Source organism: Stappia sp. ICDLI1TA098, assembly GCF_054880955.1.
In genome coordinates, this window is record NZ_JBTZBT010000001.1 from 1116366 (window position 1) to 1132889 (window position 16524).

At 67.1% G+C, this 16524-nt stretch carries 12 protein-coding genes; 5 read left to right on the forward strand and 7 right to left on the reverse strand.

The window, feature by feature from the left end:
• Nucleotides 1-35: 35 nt before the first annotated feature.
• From ACSLUQ_RS05070 to ACSLUQ_RS05085, 4 genes are all read right to left on the reverse strand, one after another.
• Nucleotides 36-1982 (reverse strand): ABCB family ABC transporter ATP-binding protein/permease, encoded by a 1947-nt coding sequence (locus tag ACSLUQ_RS05070; RefSeq protein WP_461807860.1) that lies wholly within the window; start codon nucleotides 1980-1982, stop codon nucleotides 36-38.
• A complete protein-coding gene (locus ACSLUQ_RS05075; RefSeq protein ID WP_461807861.1) occupies nucleotides 1979-2389 on the reverse strand; it encodes an ArsR/SmtB family transcription factor in 411 nt (136 codons plus the stop codon). Before ACSLUQ_RS05075 ends, ACSLUQ_RS05070 begins: the two co-directional genes overlap by 4 nt.
• Nucleotides 2390-2622: 233 nt before the next feature.
• Nucleotides 2623-4773: a TonB-dependent receptor domain-containing protein gene (locus ACSLUQ_RS05080; RefSeq protein ID WP_417774099.1), complete on the reverse strand. Its 2151-nt coding sequence runs from the start codon at nucleotides 4771-4773 to the stop codon at nucleotides 2623-2625.
• A gap of 284 nt (nucleotides 4774-5057) precedes the next feature.
• Nucleotides 5058-6533 carry a LysM peptidoglycan-binding domain-containing protein gene (locus ACSLUQ_RS05085; protein ID WP_461807862.1) on the reverse strand — a complete coding sequence of 492 codons (1476 nt, stop codon included), beginning with the start codon at nucleotides 6531-6533 and terminating at the stop codon, nucleotides 5058-5060.
• A 175-nt stretch (nucleotides 6534-6708) separates the two neighbouring features.
• Between ACSLUQ_RS05085 and ACSLUQ_RS05090 the strand changes: the two genes are divergently transcribed.
• Nucleotides 6709-7305: an LOG family protein gene (locus tag ACSLUQ_RS05090; protein WP_461807863.1), complete on the forward strand. Its 597-nt coding sequence runs from the start codon at nucleotides 6709-6711 to the stop codon at nucleotides 7303-7305.
• 107 nt (nucleotides 7306-7412) lie between these two features.
• Here ACSLUQ_RS05090 and ACSLUQ_RS05095 read toward each other — a convergent pair whose 3' ends face one another.
• Genes ACSLUQ_RS05095 through ACSLUQ_RS05105 form a run of 3 tightly spaced genes read right to left on the reverse strand, consistent with a single transcriptional unit; the run spans nucleotide 7413 to nucleotide 12672 of the window.
• Nucleotides 7413-10994, reverse strand: coding sequence for an efflux RND transporter permease subunit (locus ACSLUQ_RS05095; RefSeq protein ID WP_461807864.1), 3582 nt, complete (start codon nucleotides 10992-10994; stop codon nucleotides 7413-7415).
• Complete coding sequence (locus tag ACSLUQ_RS05100; protein ID WP_461807865.1) at nucleotides 10991-12094, reverse strand: efflux RND transporter periplasmic adaptor subunit; 1104 nt, start codon at nucleotides 12092-12094, stop codon at nucleotides 10991-10993. The genes ACSLUQ_RS05095 and ACSLUQ_RS05100 overlap by 4 nt, the downstream gene beginning before the upstream one ends.
• A gap of 23 nt (nucleotides 12095-12117) precedes the next feature.
• Entirely contained in the window at nucleotides 12118-12672 is a 555-nt protein-coding gene (locus ACSLUQ_RS05105) for a PadR family transcriptional regulator (protein WP_417774104.1), read from the reverse strand.
• 239 nt (nucleotides 12673-12911) lie between these two features.
• Between ACSLUQ_RS05105 and ACSLUQ_RS05110 the strand changes: the two genes are divergently transcribed.
• The 4 genes from ACSLUQ_RS05110 (at nucleotide 12912) to paaA (ending at nucleotide 16515) form a co-directional block, all read left to right on the forward strand.
• Complete coding sequence (locus tag ACSLUQ_RS05110) at nucleotides 12912-13340, forward strand: hypothetical protein (protein WP_417774105.1); 429 nt, start codon at nucleotides 12912-12914, stop codon at nucleotides 13338-13340.
• Between the two features lie 120 nt (nucleotides 13341-13460).
• Entirely contained in the window at nucleotides 13461-14372 is a 912-nt protein-coding gene (puuE, locus tag ACSLUQ_RS05115; protein ID WP_461807866.1) for an allantoinase PuuE, read from the forward strand.
• Nucleotides 14373-14385: 13 nt separating this feature from the next.
• A complete protein-coding gene (locus ACSLUQ_RS05120; RefSeq protein ID WP_461807867.1) occupies nucleotides 14386-15285 on the forward strand; it encodes a PaaX family transcriptional regulator in 900 nt (299 codons plus the stop codon).
• A gap of 228 nt (nucleotides 15286-15513) precedes the next feature.
• Nucleotides 15514-16515: a 1,2-phenylacetyl-CoA epoxidase subunit PaaA gene (gene paaA / locus ACSLUQ_RS05125; protein WP_417774108.1), complete on the forward strand. Its 1002-nt coding sequence runs from the start codon at nucleotides 15514-15516 to the stop codon at nucleotides 16513-16515.
• The last annotated feature ends 9 nt before the right edge of the window (nucleotides 16516-16524 follow it).

Here is a 16524-nt window from a genome sequence, read left to right on the forward strand (position 1 = left end):
GGCCCGCCGCCGCATGGCGCGCGGGCCGTGCCGTGCTACGTCCCGGCAACCTCCTCGCCGGCGCGCGGGCCGCGCAGCACGAAGCCGGAATCATCCGCGGTGGCGGCGCGCAGGCGCTCCTCCGCCTCGCTCGCCTCCTGCTGGCGCGCCCACATGGACGCATAGAGACCTTCCTGCGCGAGCAGGTCCTGATGGCGGCCGCGCTCGACGATGCGGCCCTTTTCCAGCACCAGAATTTCCTCGGCATTGACCACCGTCGAAAGACGATGGGCGATGACGACGGTGGTGCGGTTGCGCGACACCTGGTCGAGCGCGGCCTGGATCTCGCGCTCGGTGTGGGTGTCGAGCGCCGAGGTTGCCTCGTCGAGGATCAGGATCGGCGGCGCCTTGAGGATGGTGCGGGCAATGGCCACGCGCTGCTTCTCGCCACCCGAGAGCTTCAGGCCGCGCTCGCCGACCTCTGTGTCGAATCCGTCCGGTAGGGTCTCGATGAACCCGGCGATCTGGGCCATGCGCGCCGCCTCGATCACCTCCGCCTCGCTCGCGTCGGGACGGCCATAGCGGATGTTGTAGGCGATGGTGTCGTTGAACAGGACGGTGTCCTGGGGAACCATTCCGGTGGCGGCGCGCAGCGAGGCCTGGGTGACGTCGCGCAGATCCTGCCCGTCGATGGTGATGCGCCCGCCGGTCACGTCGTAGAAGCGGAAGAGCAGGCGCGAGACGGTGGACTTGCCCGCGCCCGAGGGACCGACGATGGCGACGGTGCGCCCTGCCGGCACCTCGAAGGAGATGCCCTTCAGGATCGGCCGGTTGGCGTCATAGTGGAACACCACATCCTCGAAGCGCACGGTGCCGCCCTCGATGCGAAGCGGTTGCGCGTCTGTCCGGTCGGTGATTTCCGCTGGCTGGGAGAGCAGCTCGAACATCGCCTCCAGGTCGGTCAGGCCCTGACGGATCTCGCGGTAGAGAAAGCCGATGAAATTGAGCGGGATCGAGAGCTGCAGCAGCAGCGCGTTGATCATGACGAAATCGCCGATCGTCTGGCTGCCGGCCATGACGGCGCGGGCCGAGAGGATCATGCAGATGGCGGTGCCGATGCCGAGGATGAAGGCCTGGCCGAAGTTGAGCCACGCAAGCGAGGTCCAGGTGCGGGTCGCGGCGTGCTCATAGCCGGCCATGGAGCGGTCGAAGCGCTCCGCCTCCATCTCCTCGTTGCCGAAATATTTGACCGTCTCGAAGTTGAGCAGGCTGTCGATGGCCTTGGAGTTGGCCTCCGTGTCGCTGTCGTTCATTTCGCGGCGGATGGCGATGCGCCAGTTGGAGGTCTGGATCGTGAACCAGGTGTAGGCAACGATCATCGCCGCGACGACGAGGACGTAGACGAAGCCGAACTGGTACCAGATGACGCCGGCCATCACGGCGAATTCCAGGAAGGTGGGAATGCCGTTGAGGATGGTGAAGCGGACGATGTTCTCGATGCCCTTGACGCCGCGCTCGATGACCCGCGACAGGCCGCCGGTGCGCCGCGCCAGATGGAAACGCAGCGACAGGGCGTGCATGTGGCGGAAGGTCAGGAAGGCGAGGCGGCGCACCGCATGCTGGCCGACGCGGGCAAAAAGCGCGTCGCGAAGCTGGTTGAAGCCGACGAAGAGGACGCGGGCGACATTGTAGGCGACGACGAGCATCACCGGGGCGACGAGCCAGGCTGGCAGGAAGCCAGGCGTGGCGGCCTCGCCCGCAGCCGTCGCCGCTCCGCCGCCGGTCAGCGCGTCGGTCGCCCACTTGAAGAAATAGGGCGAGAACACCGTCACGATCTTGGCGATGACGAGCGCGATCACGGCAAGGCCGACGCGGCTCTTCAGGTCGGGCCGGTCGCCGGGCCAGATGTAGGGCCAGAGCTGGCGCAGGGTGTGAAACATGGAGGCTTCCTCGGCCGAGATCTTGCTCGGCCGGGGGGCGATGCCGGAGCGGCGGCTCGTCATGCGTTGTCCTTTCGACAGGCGCGGGAGCGGGCCTGTGCGTTGACCTGAAGCGGGTGGAGGCAATCCTGCTCACCGCGTCCGAAGAGCCCGGCAATCGCGGTCTCGATCCGCGCGCGGGCGTCGTCGGCGAGCACATAGCGACAGGAGCGGCCCTCGTCGCGCATGACGACAAGGCCGGCGGCGCGCAGGACCGAGAGGTGCTGGGAAACGGTGGACTGGGCAAGCGGCAGGCCGCGTACGATGTCGCCGCAGCAGGCGCCGGCACAGCAGGCGAGCGCCGAAACGATTTCCACCCGCACGGGGTGGGCGAGTGCCTTGAAGACGGCGGCGGGGTCGTCGCGGGAGGGATCCGTGTCGCGGCAGCTCAAGGGAGATGCCGCCGGCGCGGCGGTCGGTCTGGTCGTCATGTGTGCCCATTCATCGTAAAATTACGATGATTACGCTCATAGGCGTCCCGCGCCCGGCTGGCAAGGGGGCGGGGGCGTTTCCCCGCCGCGAGGCAGCCCGAACCGACAGCAAAAAGATCGGGCTGCCCGCAAAAAAAGGCGCCCCGAAGGGCGCCTGAAGTTGCGTGTGGAACGATGGGTGCCGGTCGGTCTCGCGCTCACATTGGGCCGGCGAGACCAGGCGGACGCCTTGGTCAGAACGTCATGCTGGCACCGAGAATGAAGGTTCGCCCGCGCCCGGTGTCGAGAGAATTGTAGGCCTCGGCGAAGCCGCTGTTGGCGGCCATGTAGGACTTGTCCGTCAGGTTCTCGATGTTGACGAAGAGCTTGGCGTTGTCGCGCCATTCCCAGGAGCCGTAGAGGTCGAAGAGGACGTAGCTGTCCATCGGCAGGGAGTTGTTCTCGTCGAAGAACACCTGGACGCTGTCGCCGACATAGTTCATCCGGCCGCCGACCGTGAGCTTGCGGTCGAAGAAGCGGGCGCCGATGTCGACGGTGGCGAAGTCGTCGGGCAGGCGGCCGACGTCGGTGCCGATGCCGGCCTGATAGGGCAGCGGCTGCTTGGTGTCGCTGAGCGTCAGCGAGACGTTGGCATAGGCGAATCCCGCATCATAGCCGCCTTCCAGCTCGAAGCCCTGCATGCGGGTGATGCCCGGCAGGTTGACCCAGCGCGGCACCGGATAGACGTCGGTCGGCCACTGGGTCTGGGCATAGGTGATGTAGTCGTCGACCCGGTTGTTGAAGTAGCCGAGCTTCAGGCGAAACCGGTCGTTTTCCAGAAACAGGTTCGACGCGGTGATGTTGGCGCCGATGTTCAGGCCCCACATGACCTCGGGCTGAAGATTGATGTTGCCCTGGATCGGATCGCCGTTGCCGGTGAAATTGTGGCCGCCGGGATAGAACATCTCCGAGGCGGTCGGCGCGCGGTAGGTGCGGGCGTAGGAGGCGTAGAGCTGCAGCCAGTCGAGCGGACGGGCGGAGAGCTCGACGCTCGGGTTCCACTCGCCGCCGGAGCGCGAGGTCCTCTCGGCGACGCAGTTCGGCCCGCCCGGCGGGCAGCTTCCTGTGCCCGGCGCATCGTAGTCGCGCACGCCTTCCAGGTTCCAGGTGTCGTAGCTCAGGCCGGCGGTCAGATCGAAAATGCCATAGGAGGCGGTCGCGCGCATGAAAGTGTCGGTCTTGATCAGCGTGCCGTCCGGATTGGCGCCGCGCTGGTCGTTGCCCTCGTAGTCGTCATGGGAGAAGGAGAAGCCGTATCTGAAGCGCAGGCCGAGCGCGCCCAGGTCGACGCGCGAGATGTTCTGGATGTTGGCGCCGGTGCCGGTCTGCGTGCCGCGACGACCGGAGAAGACGCCGCCGGTCCCGTCGAAGGCAAGGTCAGTGATGTTGCGGTAGGCGTTGATCGACAGGTCCGCCCAGGTGTTGTCGGGCGTGAAACGGTAGTTGGCGGTATAGGTCTGGTTGTCGGTCGTCCAGTCGTAGCCGCCGCTCTGCACGAAGAAGCTGTTGTGGTACCAGATGCCGCCGAGCTTCAGGCTGTGGGAGGAATTGGGTTCGAACTTCACCTTGAACAGGCCGGATTTCGGCATGTTGGAGGGGTCGAAGGGAACCGCCTGGCCGCTGCCGTTGTCGTAGTGGCCGAACTCGCTGAGCGAGAAGGCTCCGATCATGCTGATGTCGCCGCCATCGCCCATGTCGGCCCGTACCGCGCCGGCGAGCATGCCGGACCAGCCGTAGTCGTTGGTTCCCACGCGCCACATGGTCTTGGCGCCGACGTTCTTGCCTTCCGACAGCAGGTCCTCCGGGTCGAGGGTGCGGAAGTTGACCGCGCCGGCGAGCGCGCCCATGCCCTCGGCTCCGGCGACGGACCCGCGCGCGACGTCGATGCCGGCAAGCAGGTTCGGGTCGAGATAGACGAAATTGTCGAAGGTGCCGCCATGGCCGGAGAGGTTCGTGAGGGTCTGCGGCACGCCGTCGATCATCGAATTGACGCGCCCGAAGCCCTGCAGGCCACGAATGTTGGGGGTGATGCCGGGCTGGTCGCTCGACTGGCGGGTGAAGGTGCCGGCGAAGGAGCGCAGCGCCTCGTTGACGTCGCCGGCGTAGGCTTCCTCCAGTCGCGCCCCGTCCACGTAGCTGCCCGCCTCGGGCTGGTTGTAGACGTCGACGTCATCGCCGGTAATCTGGATGGGCTTCAGCCGCGTAGCGGTTCGGGCAGGGCCGGATCCGGTGGTGGAATCGGCGGCGGCGTCCTGCGCGAACGCGGCCATGGGAAAGGCAAGGGCGGCGGCAAGGCACGCCACGGCTGTCGCGGCCGGGCGGCCGCGGTCATCTGTCCTGCTCACGAGAGCCTCCAGTATTGCGTGGGGAGTTTTGCTGGCAAGCGTGGAGGCAGACGTGCTGCGGCATTCATGCTGGCTCGCTGGGCGCGCGTGTTCGCTGCGCCCGCTGGCCGTCACAATATTAACATGAATTTAAGAGTCAAGTTTTCTGGTGAAGGAAACTTCAAAGAAATTCATGGCGTTGCGTGAGAGAAGGGTGCCGCAACGAAAAGCGGGTGAGGCGCAGGCACCTCACCCGGTCGGTTGGCTCGGAGGCGAGCCGGGACATGCGGAAGCTGCCGGCTCCCTCAGTTCGCCGGCGGCCAGTTCCGGTCGCCTTCCGGCATCATGAACACCTGGCCGGGGTAGATCAGGTCCGGATTGCGAATCTGGTCCTTGTTGGCCTGATAGATCGTGGTGTAGCGCAGGCCCTCGCCGTAGCGGCGCTGGGAGATGGTCCAAAGGTTGTCGCCGGTGCGAATGATGACACTGGGGATCCGGCGCGCGCTTGCCGAGCCGCTGGCGCCGGCAGATCCGCCGGCCGTTCCGCTGGCGCCGAGCGGCCGCAGGACCACCTGTTCCTCGGCCTTCTCGAAGGTGACCTCGGCACGCGCGGTCACCGATCCGTCGCCGGTGGCGACCTGATCGGCGCGCACGTCGACCTTGCCCGGGTCGACCTTGCTCTCGGCCTCCATCAGCCAGCGGCCCTTGGTGTCGGTCTTCGCCTCGCCGACGAGCTTGTTGTCGAGATAGACGCGCACATCCGAGCCAGGCTTGCCGGCGCCGGCGATGAAGACCTTTTCGTCCTCGGTCTCGACCGCGTCGACAGTCACCTGCGGTGCGTCAACCGAAGCGGGGGCAACGCCGTCGGCGGAGGCGGGGGCGGGGGCGGAGGCGGTCTGCGCCGCATCCGTATCGGGCCGCGCGGTCGTGTCGGCGGCATCTGCGGTGGCCGTCCCGGCGGATGCGGGACCCGCGTCGCTGCCGCCTTTGTCGGCCGGGGCCTCCGCAGCCGGGGAGCCCTTGTCGTCGCCGGCGGGGGCGGACGCCGTGTCGGTGCCGCGCGCCTCCGTGCCGGCCGATGAGGCGGGAGCGGTGGATGCCCGCGCCGGGTCGGCGGCGGCAACCTGCGTTTCCGCTTCGCCGCCGGCCGGTGCCTCGGGCTTCTGCAGGATCATGGACGGCGCGCCCGGCTCGTTGAGCATGACGAGCACTTCGCCGGAGCTGGCGTCATCGGGAACCGAGACGGCCATGGACTGCTGCGAGCTCCGCAGCGCCTTGCCGTTCTTGTCGAGGGTTTCCAGCGTGACCGCATGCGCGCCCGGGTCGAGCGGCGTGTCGAGAACGATGGCGAATTCACCGGCGGCATTGGCGATGCCCTTGCCGACAACCTTGCCGTTGGACAGCAGCGCGACGATGGAGCCGGCTTCCGCCCGGCCGGCGACCACGGCGGAGCCGTCCGGCTCGACGCGCATCAGGTCGAAGCTCGGAACGCCGTCATCCGGGGTCGGCGCGGCGGTCGTGCTTTCGGGCGCCGACGCATCGGCCCGGGCGCCGACGGTGTCGCTCGCAGCCGTGTCGTCGCCGGCGGGAGCCTTGGCGGTTGTCTGCGGCTTGTCCGTCGAGGGGGCGGCTGTTTTCGAGGGGGGAGCGGTGTTCGAGCCTTGCGCCGTCACGGTGGTCCTGCCGGCATCCTGTCGCTCGCGCCAGATGCCAACGCCCAGGCCGGCAATGCCGACGATGGCGGCCAGAACGACAAGTTGAATGACCAATTTCCGCGACATGTCGGATCGTGCTCCCCGCGATTCCCGCCGTCGAAACACCATATGTGTCACCGGCCCCCGCAATCCAGCGAATGGTTATACTCTATTGGTCATACCGGCAAGCAAGCCGCTCTTGCGCTCGGGGCGTTCTCCTGCCGGCTTGACCGCCGTTCGACCCGGTGCCAAACAGAAAAACATGAGTACACTGAAAACGATTTGCGTCTATTGCGGCACCGGCGTCGGCGCCACGCCCGAGTACATGGACGCGGCCACGCGCCTTGGCCGGCAGATTGCCGGGGAGGGCCTCGGCCTGGTCTACGGCGGCGGGTCGATCGGCCTGATGGGCGCGGTCGCGGGGGCGGCGCTGGAGGCCGGCGGCCGCGTCACCGGCATCATTCCGCGGTTCCTCGAGGAGCGCGAGGTGATGATGCCGACGCTCACCGAAACCGTCGTCACCCAGGACATGCACGAGCGCAAGCAGGCCATGTTCGACCGGGCCGACGGCTTCGTGGCGCTGCCCGGCGGCATCGGCACGCTGGAGGAGGTCGTCGAGGTGCTGACCTGGGGGCAGCTCGGGCGCCATTCCAAACCGGTGGTGCTGGCCGATATCGGCGGCTTCTGGCGGCCGTTGGTAGACCTCCTGTCGCACATGCGCGACGAAGGCTTCATCCGCCCTGGCTTCGAGGTCGACTACCGGGTCGCCACGCGGGTCGAGGACATCATTCCAACGCTGCGCGGTGCGGTCGCCGAGGAGCGCAGCGGAACCGGTGTTGCCGATCTCGAACGGCTCTGAACCGGCCGAAACCCGGCGCCGGAAAGAAGCCGGATCTGAAAAGAAGCCGGATCTGAAAAGAAGAAAGCCCCGCGGAATGTTCCGCGGGGCTTTTGCGTTCTGGCGGTTCATTCCGCCGCGTGCGGCAGTCCGTCCGGCGGTCGCGGCGTCTTTGCCTTTGCCTTCGCGGAGGTGATCGGTGTGATCGTCGCCGGCTTCGGCTCGCCGTCGGCGGCTTCGCCATAGACGGCGGCGACGGGCGGGGTCGAGGGGGAGGGCGCCGTATCGGCGTCGGCTCGCGCCTCGTCGTCACCCGTCTGCGTGTCCGCCGCCCCGGTCTTGCGCGCCGGGAACCAGACGCTCGGCAACGCCAGCATGGTCGGAATGACGACCAGCGTCAGGATCGTTGCGAAGGCGAGGCCGGAGATGATCGCGGTGGAAAGCTGGACCCACCACACGGCGGTGATCGAACCCTTGGCGATCACCCGCTCGACGAAGTCGAAGTTGATCTGCGTCGCCATCGGGATCAGGCCGGCGATGGTGGTCGTGGTGGTCAGCATGACCGGCCGGATGCGCTGCGCCGAGGTCTTGAGCACCGCCTCGACCGGCTCCAGTCCGTCCTCGCGGAAGCGGTTGTAGGTGTCGATCAGCACGATGGCGTTGTTCACGACGATGCCGGCCAGAGCGACGATGCCCGTTCCCGTCATCACGATGGAGAACTTCTGCATGGTAAGAGCCATGCCGAGCAGCACGCCGAACACCGACATCACCACCGTCGAGAGGGTGAGGGTGGTCTGGTAGAAGCTGTTGAACTGGGTCACCAGGATGATGAACATCAGGAACAGCGACCCGACCATCGCCTTCATCAGGAACTCGCCCGACTCCTTCTGATCCTCGTCCGCGCCGCGGAAGCGGAAGGCGATGCTGTCCGGCCAGCTCTGTTGCTTCAGCCAGCCATCGAGCTCGGCCACCTTGTCGTTGGCGGTGAGTGCGCGGGTGACGCCTTCCCCGGTGGTGATCGTGTCGCTGGTCACCACGTTGGCCTTGATGTCCATCGCGTACAGGCCGTCGCGGCGGGTGATCGAGGTCACCTTCTGCTGCGGCGCGCGGTCGATGAAGTTCGAGAGCGGAACCTGGCCGAGCGGTGTCTGCAGGCGCAGGCTGTCGAAGCGGTCGAGCGTGCGCTCCCCGGCCGGCAGGCGCACGCGAATGTCCACCTCGTCCTCGGAGTCGTCCGGCCGGTACTTGCCGATCAGCACGCCGTTGGTGACGAGCTGCACCATGGAGCCGACCGAGCCGATGCTGGCCTGGAAGCGGCCGGCTTGCTCGCGGTCGATGGTGATCTGCCACTCGATGCCAGGCAGCGGGCGGCTGTCCTCGCGGTCGCGCAGGCTCTCCATCGTGTCGACGTGGCGGCGCACCTTGTCGACGGTTTCGACCAGGGTCTTGTAATTCGACGCAGTGACCTGCAGGCGCAGGTCCTTGCCGGTCGGCGGTCCGCCCTCGATCTTCTTCGCCTCGACAATGATGCCGGGGATGGAGGCGGTCCGCTCGCGGATCTCCTCGGCGAGCGCGTTCCACTTGCGTCGGCAGCAATAGTCGTCGAGCTCGAGCGTCAGGTCGCCGATGACGTCGGAGCGCTTGTCCTGGCTGCCTCCCATCATGCCGCCGCCGGAGCTGCTGCCGATGTTGACGGCCATGACGACATTGTCGACGCCCGCGACCTGCAGCACCTCGTGCTCGACACTGGAAACGAGCTTGAGCGCCTCGCTGGCCGACAGGTTGCCGCGTGCCGAAACGGACACGACGGCGACATCCGGCTCGTCCTCGATGAAGAACTCGACGCCCTGGTTGCGCGACATGAAGAAGAAGAGAATGCCGGTGCACAGCACCACGAGGCTCGCGAGCGTCACCACGTTGCCAAGGCGCGTGCCGGCGCAGAAGGCGAGCGCGCGCACGTAGAGCCCGGTAACGCCGCGGACCTTCGCCGGGTCGAATTTCTCCTCGGCGGAAAGAAGGAGCGCGCTGGCCTGCTCCTCGGCGGCATTGCGGGCGGCGCGCCGGCGCGACCACGCCACGAGCGGCCGCACGGCGCGGTGCACGACAAGGCCGATGGCGATGCCGGCGACGAGCCCCGCCGCAAGCCCCGCCCAGCCGCCGATCGCCATGGCGGCGACGACAGCGACCGCGAGCCCGGCGACCAGCGCCAGCAGCACTTCGGCGTGGCGGGCGGTCCAGGCGATCAGCCCGGAGAGCACCGCGCCGGAGACCGGCAGGAAGACGAGCGCCGTCAGCAGCGAGGCGGAGAGCACGATCACCACCATCAGCGGCAGATAGCTCATGAACTCGCCCGCGACGCCCGGCCACATGAGCATCGGCAGGAAGGCGGCGAGCGTCGTCGCCGTGGAGGAGACGATCGGCCAGAACATCAGCTTGGAGGCGCGGATATAGGCCTCCTGCGTCGGCATGCCCTCGGCGATCTTGCGGTCGGCATATTCGACCATGACGATGGCGCCGTCGACGAGCATGCCGACGGTGAGCACCAGGCCGAACATCACCATCGTGTTCACGGTCATGCCGAGTGTCGACAGGATCAGGAAGCCGACCAGGAAGGAGGTCGGGATCGAGATGCCGACGAGGATCGCCGACTTCGGCCCCAGCGACCAGATGATCAGGATCATCACCAGGAAGATCGCGGTCAGGATCGACGACTGGAGCGAGCCGAGGATCTCGAAGATGCTGGTCGACTTGTCGATCAGGAAGTCGATCTTGATGGCGTCCGGCCAGTCCTTCGTCACGCTCTCGACCGCCGCGCGCACCGCGGCGTTGTTTTCGATGACGTTGGTGCCCTTGCGCTTGACGACGTTGAGGGTGATCGCAGGTCGGCCGTTGACCCGTGTGTAGCCGGACGCGTCCTTGAAGGTGCGGCGCACCTCGGCGATGTCGCCGAGGGTAACCACGCCCTCGCCGTTCTGCTTGATCGGCAGGGAATAGACGTCCGCGGCATCTTCGACGAGGCCGGGCACCTTGACGTTGAAGCGGCCGTTGCCGCTGTCGATGAAGCCGGCGGGAACGAGCTGGTTGTTGTTGGTAAGAGAGGAGAGCAGCTCCTGCTGGGTGACCTGGTAGGACTCCAGCTTCATGCTGTCGATAACGACCTCGAGCAGCTCCTCGCGGTGGCCGGAAAGCTCGGCCTCGAGCACGGTCGGAACCGCCTCGACCACGTCCTTCAGCTTGCGCGCATGCTGGTAGAGCGTGCGCTCCGGAACGTCGCCCGAAAGGGCTACGTAGATCGTCGGCGTCAGCGCGAAATTGGTCTCGGTGATGGTCGGCTCGTCCGCCTCGGCGGGCAGCTTCGCCTTGGCCTGGTCGACCTTGTCGCGGACATCGGCGAGCGCCTTGTCCTTGTCGAAGGAAATGTCGAACTCGAGGATCACGCCGAGGTGGCTTTCAGCGGAGATCGAGGTGATCTCCTTGAGGCCGTCGAGGCCGCGAAGCGCGGTTTCCATGGGGCGCGCGAGCAGCCGCTCGGCGTCCTCGGGCGAGATGCCCTGCTGGGTCACCGAGACATAGAAGACGGGAATGTCGATGTCCGGGTCGGCTTCCTTGGGAATGGTGATGTAGGCGAAAAGGCCGGCGATCACCATGACGATCATCAAGGTAACGACGGTGCGCGGGCGGCGAAGGACGTCCTCGAGAGCGGAAATCATCCCCTGGCCTCCTCGGCTTCGAGCACCGGATCGACGGTCTGTCCCTCGACCACGTAGTCCTGGCCGGTGACGATCACCCGCACGGTCTCCGGCAGGCCGGAAACCCAGACGCCGTCGTCGTCGCCGCCGAGCAGCGTGACCGGCAGGAAGGTCACGCGGTTGTCCTCACCGACCGCGCGCACGCCGATCGTTCCGTCGTCATCGAGCGTCAGGATGCCCGAACTCAGGTGGTGGGCCGGGCGGGAGGTGAGGGGGATGCGTGCATCCGCCGTCAGGCCGTCGCGGATCATGCCATCGTCGTTGTTCATCTCGATCTCGATGCGGAAGGTCCGCGTCGCCGCATCCGCCGTTGGCGAGATGTAGCGGATCGCGCCGTCGACCGCCTCGCCCGACACGAGCATGATGCTGGCCTTGTCGCCACGGTTCAGCGCGCCGACCTCGCGTTCCGAGACCTGGCCGATCATCAGCATCGGATTGTTGTCGATCAGCTTGGCACAGGCCTGTCCGGCCGACAGCATGGTGCCGACCTCGGCGAGCGGCGTCACGACGACACCGGCGATCGGCGCCTTGATGTCGATGCGCGAAAGCTCCAGCCGCGCCTCCTCGAGGCGGGCCTGTGCCGCGTCCATCTGGGCCTTGAGCGCGGCGACGCGGGTCTGGGCGGTGAAGCCCTTGTCCTTGAGCTGGATGGCGGCGGAATGGTCAAGCTCGGCCTGGGCGAGCACCGCCTCGGCCTCGGCGACGCCGGCCTTGCGCGCACCGGCGTCGAGCACGCAAAGCGTGTCGCCCCGGGTGACGCTCTGCCCCTCGCTGACCGGTCGTTCGGTGACGCGGCCTGTCGTTTCCGCGCGCACCTCGACGGTTGCCTCCGCCTCTGTCCGCCCCCGTATCACCAGGGTGGAGGTGCGGGGCTCGGCCGCGATCTCGCGCACCGAGACGCGGAAGGGCGTCTCGTCGGCTTCGGTCTGGCGGGCGGCGGGCGGCGGCGTCGCTTCGGGCGAGCCGGCGTGACCGCCCTCGATGTAAGAGCCCGTGCCCATCCACACTGCGACGCCTGCGGTCAGGGCGAGTGCGAGGACGTGGGAGAAGCGGATCTTCATTCGTTGGTTCTCCGGAGCAGCGTCTATTCTGCCGCCTGGGCTACCGCCGGTCCGGCGTCGCGGGCGATGTCTTCGAGAATCTGTCTGTTCGCCTCAAGAAACCCGAGATCGGCTGCGATACAATGACGTCCGTAGTCGATGATGAAGCCGGTCGGCGCATGGCCCCCGGTCTCCTGAGCGGTGGCGTCGAGAAAAGCGGCTTCCTCGCGCAGGGATTTGATACGCAAGTCGATTGCCCGCCCGATCACCTGCGGGCCGACGATGTCGGCGCACATGGCGACAAGAAGGAATGGCGAGCGAAATGTGTCGGGCGCCGGCGGTTCGCAGAGCGCGCGGACGAACTCGGCCCGGCCGGCGTCGGTGATGGAGTAGACCTTGCGGGTCGGTTTGCCCGATTGGCGCTCCTCGCGCACGGTGACGAGACCCTCGCTCTCGAGCCGCGCGAGGGTGGGGTAGATCGATCCGAAGCTGGCCTCGACGAAATAGCGGAACTTGCCCTCCGTCGACATCTTGCGGATCTCGTATCCCGTCGCGTCCTCGCGCTCGAGAATGGCGAGGCAAAGCGTCCTGACGCTCATCTGGTGGCCCGGCCCCCGTTTTTCGCGCATCGGCCAAAGCTGCCGACGTTTTCTTGCTGAATATATCATCTCGATATATGGCGGCAATATGGGGCCGGGACGATGAAACGCAAGCCCGTTCGTGGCTCGAAGGTGTGGATATTGATCCGGACACCGCATGCGCCATTTGACCACGTGGACGCGCGCCGGGACTCGCGGCACGATGCAGTGTGAGAAGCGCGCGAATGGAGGCCTGACACATGTCGGATGAACGGGTGACGGACGGACGCGAAGCCGGGGATGCTGCTGCGACGAAGATCGGCCCGGTCGGTCTCAGGGGGCTTGCCGCCTCGCCGTTGTTTCGGCTCCTTGCGATCAACTGGCTCATCGGCGCCTTTGCCGCCGTGCTCGTGCTTTCGGGCCTGCTCTGGTTCGATACTGGCGGCTTGCGTAGCCTGATCGTCAATTCGCCCGAGCCCTGGCTGCCGATTCTGGTGCTGCTTTTCGGCCTGATGGTGACCCTGTGTTCGGCCGCCATGGGCGCGGCCGTGATGTCGCTGCCGGAGAGCGACGACGGTGCGGGCAAGGGCCGGGGGCGGCGTCTTTTCGCGCGGTCGTCGGAGGCCTTCGCACCGGAGCTTGTGCCGGTCCGCGTGCCCGTGCGCGCCGAGGGGCGGGCGCGCCGCTAGACGGCGTTCGCCGGAAAGTCTTGCATCGGCGCGACGATTTGGGTTTCCTCGCAGCCTTGAACAGCCCGCCGGAGCGAACCGGCCGGGCGCAGGCCATGTGACCAGGCGGGACCCCTCGACATGAGCGATATCTATCCGCGCGACCTCATCGGCTACGGGCGCGAGACGCCCGATCCGCAATGGCCGAACGGCGCCAACATCGCCGTGCAGTTCGTCATCAACTACGAGGAGGGTGGAGAAAACGCCATCCTCCATGGCGACATTCATTCCGAAGCGTTCCTGTCGGAGATGATCGGCGCGACCGCCTGGCCGCGCCAGCGGCACATGAGCATGGAATCGATTTACGAGTACGGCTCACGCGCTGGCTTCTGGCGGCTGTGGCGGATGTTTACCGCCCGCTCCATTCCCGTCACGGTCTATGGCGTCGCCACCGCGCTTCAGCGCAACCCGGATGCGGTCGCGGCGATGAACGAGGCCGGCTGGGAGATCGCCTCGCACGGGTTGAAATGGATCGACTACAAGGACTTTTCCCGCGAGGACGAGCGCCGGCACATGGCCGAGGCGATCCGCATCCACGAGGAGGTCACCGGCTCGCGTCCGCTTGGCTGGTACACCGGGCGCACCTCGGAGTTCACCCGCGAGCTTGTCATGGAGGAGGGCGGTTTCCTCTATGACGCCGACAGCTATGCCGACGACCTTCCCTATTGGGAGGAGGGGCCGTCCGGCCCGCATCTCGTCATCCCCTACACGCTCGATGCCAACGACATGCGCTTTGCCACCCCGCAGGGCTTCAATTCGGGCGACCAGTTCTTCACCTATCTCAAGGACACCTTCGACACGCTCTATGCCGAAGGAGAGGAGGGCGCGCCGAAGATGATGTCCGTCGGCCTGCACTGCCGGCTTGCCGGGCGTCCGGGACGCGCGGCGGCGCTCGCCCGCTTCCTCGATTATGTCGCCGGCCACGAGAAGGCCTGGCTGGCGCGGCGCATCGACATCGCCTGGCACTGGCATGCCCACCACGCCAAGGGGTGAGGCGGTGGCGGAAATGGTTGCGTCTGGCGGTGGTGAGGCGCGCGCCATCGTCGCGACGCTTGTCGAGGGGTTTCACGCAAGGCCGCCGCTCCGGGTCTGGTCGCTCATCGTCACCATCTTCGGCGATGTGGTCGCCCCGCGTGGCGGCGACATCTGGGCGGGTAGCCTGCAGGAACTTCTGAGCCTGATGCGGATCGACGCGGCGGCGGTGCGCGCCGCGCTGTCGCGCCTTGCCCGCGACGGGTGGCTCGATCGGGCGAAGGTCGGGCGGCTGAGCTATTACGCGCTGTCGGACGAGGGCCGGCGGGCGTTCGGGCCGGCTCTGGCGCGGGTCTATCGCCGCCACAGGGCTGGTGGCGCGCCGCGTCTCAGGCTGGTCGTGCTGCCCGAGGGCGAGGAGCGCCTGGCGCTGCGCGACGCGGCCCTCAAGTCCGGCTACGGGGCGCTGGGCCCGATGGTGCTCGTCGGCACCACGGAGAGCCCGCCGCTGGGCGGTCCGGGGGCGAAGGGGCTGGTGCATCTCGACGCCACACTCGCCAGCGGCTCGCCGCGGGATCTTGTCGCGCGCGCCTTCGATCTCGCGCCGCTCGCCGGGCGCTACCACGGTTTCCTGCGCGACTTCACGCCGCTGGCGGAGGCGCTGGAGCGGGGTGAAACCCTGTCCGACGACGCGGCGGTGGTGGCGCGCGTCTTGCTGATCCATGCGTTTCGCCGGCTGATCCTGCGCGATCCGATGCTGTCCGACGACCTGTTGCCCGGCGACTGGCCGGGCGATGCGGCGCGCGCGCTCACCGCCCGTCTCTATGCTCTGCTGCGGCCGGCCTCGGAGCGCTGGATTGCCGCCAACGGGCGCGGGCGCGACGGCGACATGCCGCCGGCGGGCCAGGACGAGGCCGCGCGCTTTTCCGATTAAATTCAGGATTTCATATCGTTACCGCGCTGCATCGTAATGTGTGACGAAAAATGATTGAAACTTGTAATATTCGTCACGTATAATCTCTTCGTTCCGACGTGGACGGAGTGGAGCGTCGGAGGGGAAGATGTGTCCGGCGGTGGACGGGGACCTGTGTCCCGCCGCCCCGCATCGCCCCGCGACGCGTTGGTTCCGCGCGGCAAGGTCGGATCGAGGAGGCCCAGCACGATGTATACCCAGGCACTGAACGCCCGTGACACGGAAGCGACGGCGGTCGAGGACGCGGAGCGCGTCGCGGCCTTCCAGGCGCGCGTCGACGCGGAAGAGAAGATCGAGCCGAACGACTGGATGCCGGAGGCGTATCGCAAGACGCTGGTGCGCCAGATCTCCCAGCATGCCCATTCCGAGATCGTCGGCATGCTGCCCGAAGGAAACTGGATTACCCGCGCGCCGAGCCTCAAGCGCAAGGCGGCGCTGCTTGCCAAGGTGCAGGACGAGGGCGGCCATGGCCTCTACCTCTATTCCGCCGCGGAGACGCTTGGCGTCTCGCGCGAGGAACTGACCGGGCAGCTCCTGTCGGGCAAGGCCAAGTATTCCTCCATCTTCAACTATCCGACGCTGACCTGGGCCGACATCGGCGCGGTCGGCTGGCTGGTCGATGGCGCGGCGATCATGAACCAGATCCCGCTGTGCCGCTGTTCCTACGGCCCCTATTCGCGCGCCATGATCCGCGTCTGCAAGGAAGAGAGCTTCCACCAGCGTCAGGGCTACGAGCTGCTGCTGGAGATGTGCCGCTCCTCCGAGGAGCAGAAGGAGATGGTGCAGGACGCGCTGAACCGCTGGTGGTGGCCGTCGCTGATGATGTTCGGTCCCTCCGACACCCATTCGAAGCACTCGGCCCAGTCGATGGCCTGGAAGATCAAACGCTTCACCAACGATGAGCTGCGGCAGAAGTTCATCGATGCCACGGTGCCGCAGGCCCACTACCTCGGACTGACGATCCCGGACGCGGATCTCAGGCTCAATGAGGAGACCGGGCACTGGGAGTATGGCGAGATCGACTGGGACGAATTCAACCGGGTGATCGCCGGTGACGGCCCGTGCAACCGCGAGCGGCTGGCCGCGCGCCAAAAGGCCGATGCGGCTGGAGCCTGGGTGCGCGAGGCAGCCCTTGCCCACGCTGAGAAGCGCCGGGCACGACGCGAGGCGGCACGCCACGCGGCCGAATAGGGGCGCGGC

Excerpts from the sequence above, each read along its gene's own strand:
- ACSLUQ_RS05090 (WP_461807863.1), top strand. The coding sequence starts at position 6,709 with ATGAGTACACTGAAAACGATTTGCGTCTATTGCGGCACCGGCGTCGGC.
- ACSLUQ_RS05085 (WP_461807862.1), bottom strand. The coding sequence starts at position 6,533 with ATGTCGCGGAAATTGGTCATTCAACTTGTCGTTCTGGCCGCCATCGTC.
- puuE (WP_461807866.1), top strand. The coding sequence starts at position 13,461 with ATGAGCGATATCTATCCGCGCGACCTCATCGGCTACGGGCGCGAGACG.
- ACSLUQ_RS05120 (WP_461807867.1), top strand. The coding sequence starts at position 14,386 with ATGGTTGCGTCTGGCGGTGGTGAGGCGCGCGCCATCGTCGCGACGCTT.
- ACSLUQ_RS05070 (WP_461807860.1), bottom strand. The coding sequence starts at position 1,982 with ATGACGAGCCGCCGCTCCGGCATCGCCCCCCGGCCGAGCAAGATCTCG.
- ACSLUQ_RS05110 (WP_417774105.1), top strand. The coding sequence starts at position 12,912 with ATGTCGGATGAACGGGTGACGGACGGACGCGAAGCCGGGGATGCTGCT.
- ACSLUQ_RS05095 (WP_461807864.1), bottom strand. The coding sequence starts at position 10,994 with ATGATTTCCGCTCTCGAGGACGTCCTTCGCCGCCCGCGCACCGTCGTT.
- paaA (WP_417774108.1), top strand. The coding sequence starts at position 15,514 with ATGTATACCCAGGCACTGAACGCCCGTGACACGGAAGCGACGGCGGTC.
- ACSLUQ_RS05105 (WP_417774104.1), bottom strand. The coding sequence starts at position 12,672 with ATGAGCGTCAGGACGCTTTGCCTCGCCATTCTCGAGCGCGAGGACGCG.
- ACSLUQ_RS05100 (WP_461807865.1), bottom strand. The coding sequence starts at position 12,094 with ATGAAGATCCGCTTCTCCCACGTCCTCGCACTCGCCCTGACCGCAGGC.
- ACSLUQ_RS05075 (WP_461807861.1), bottom strand. The coding sequence starts at position 2,389 with ATGACGACCAGACCGACCGCCGCGCCGGCGGCATCTCCCTTGAGCTGC.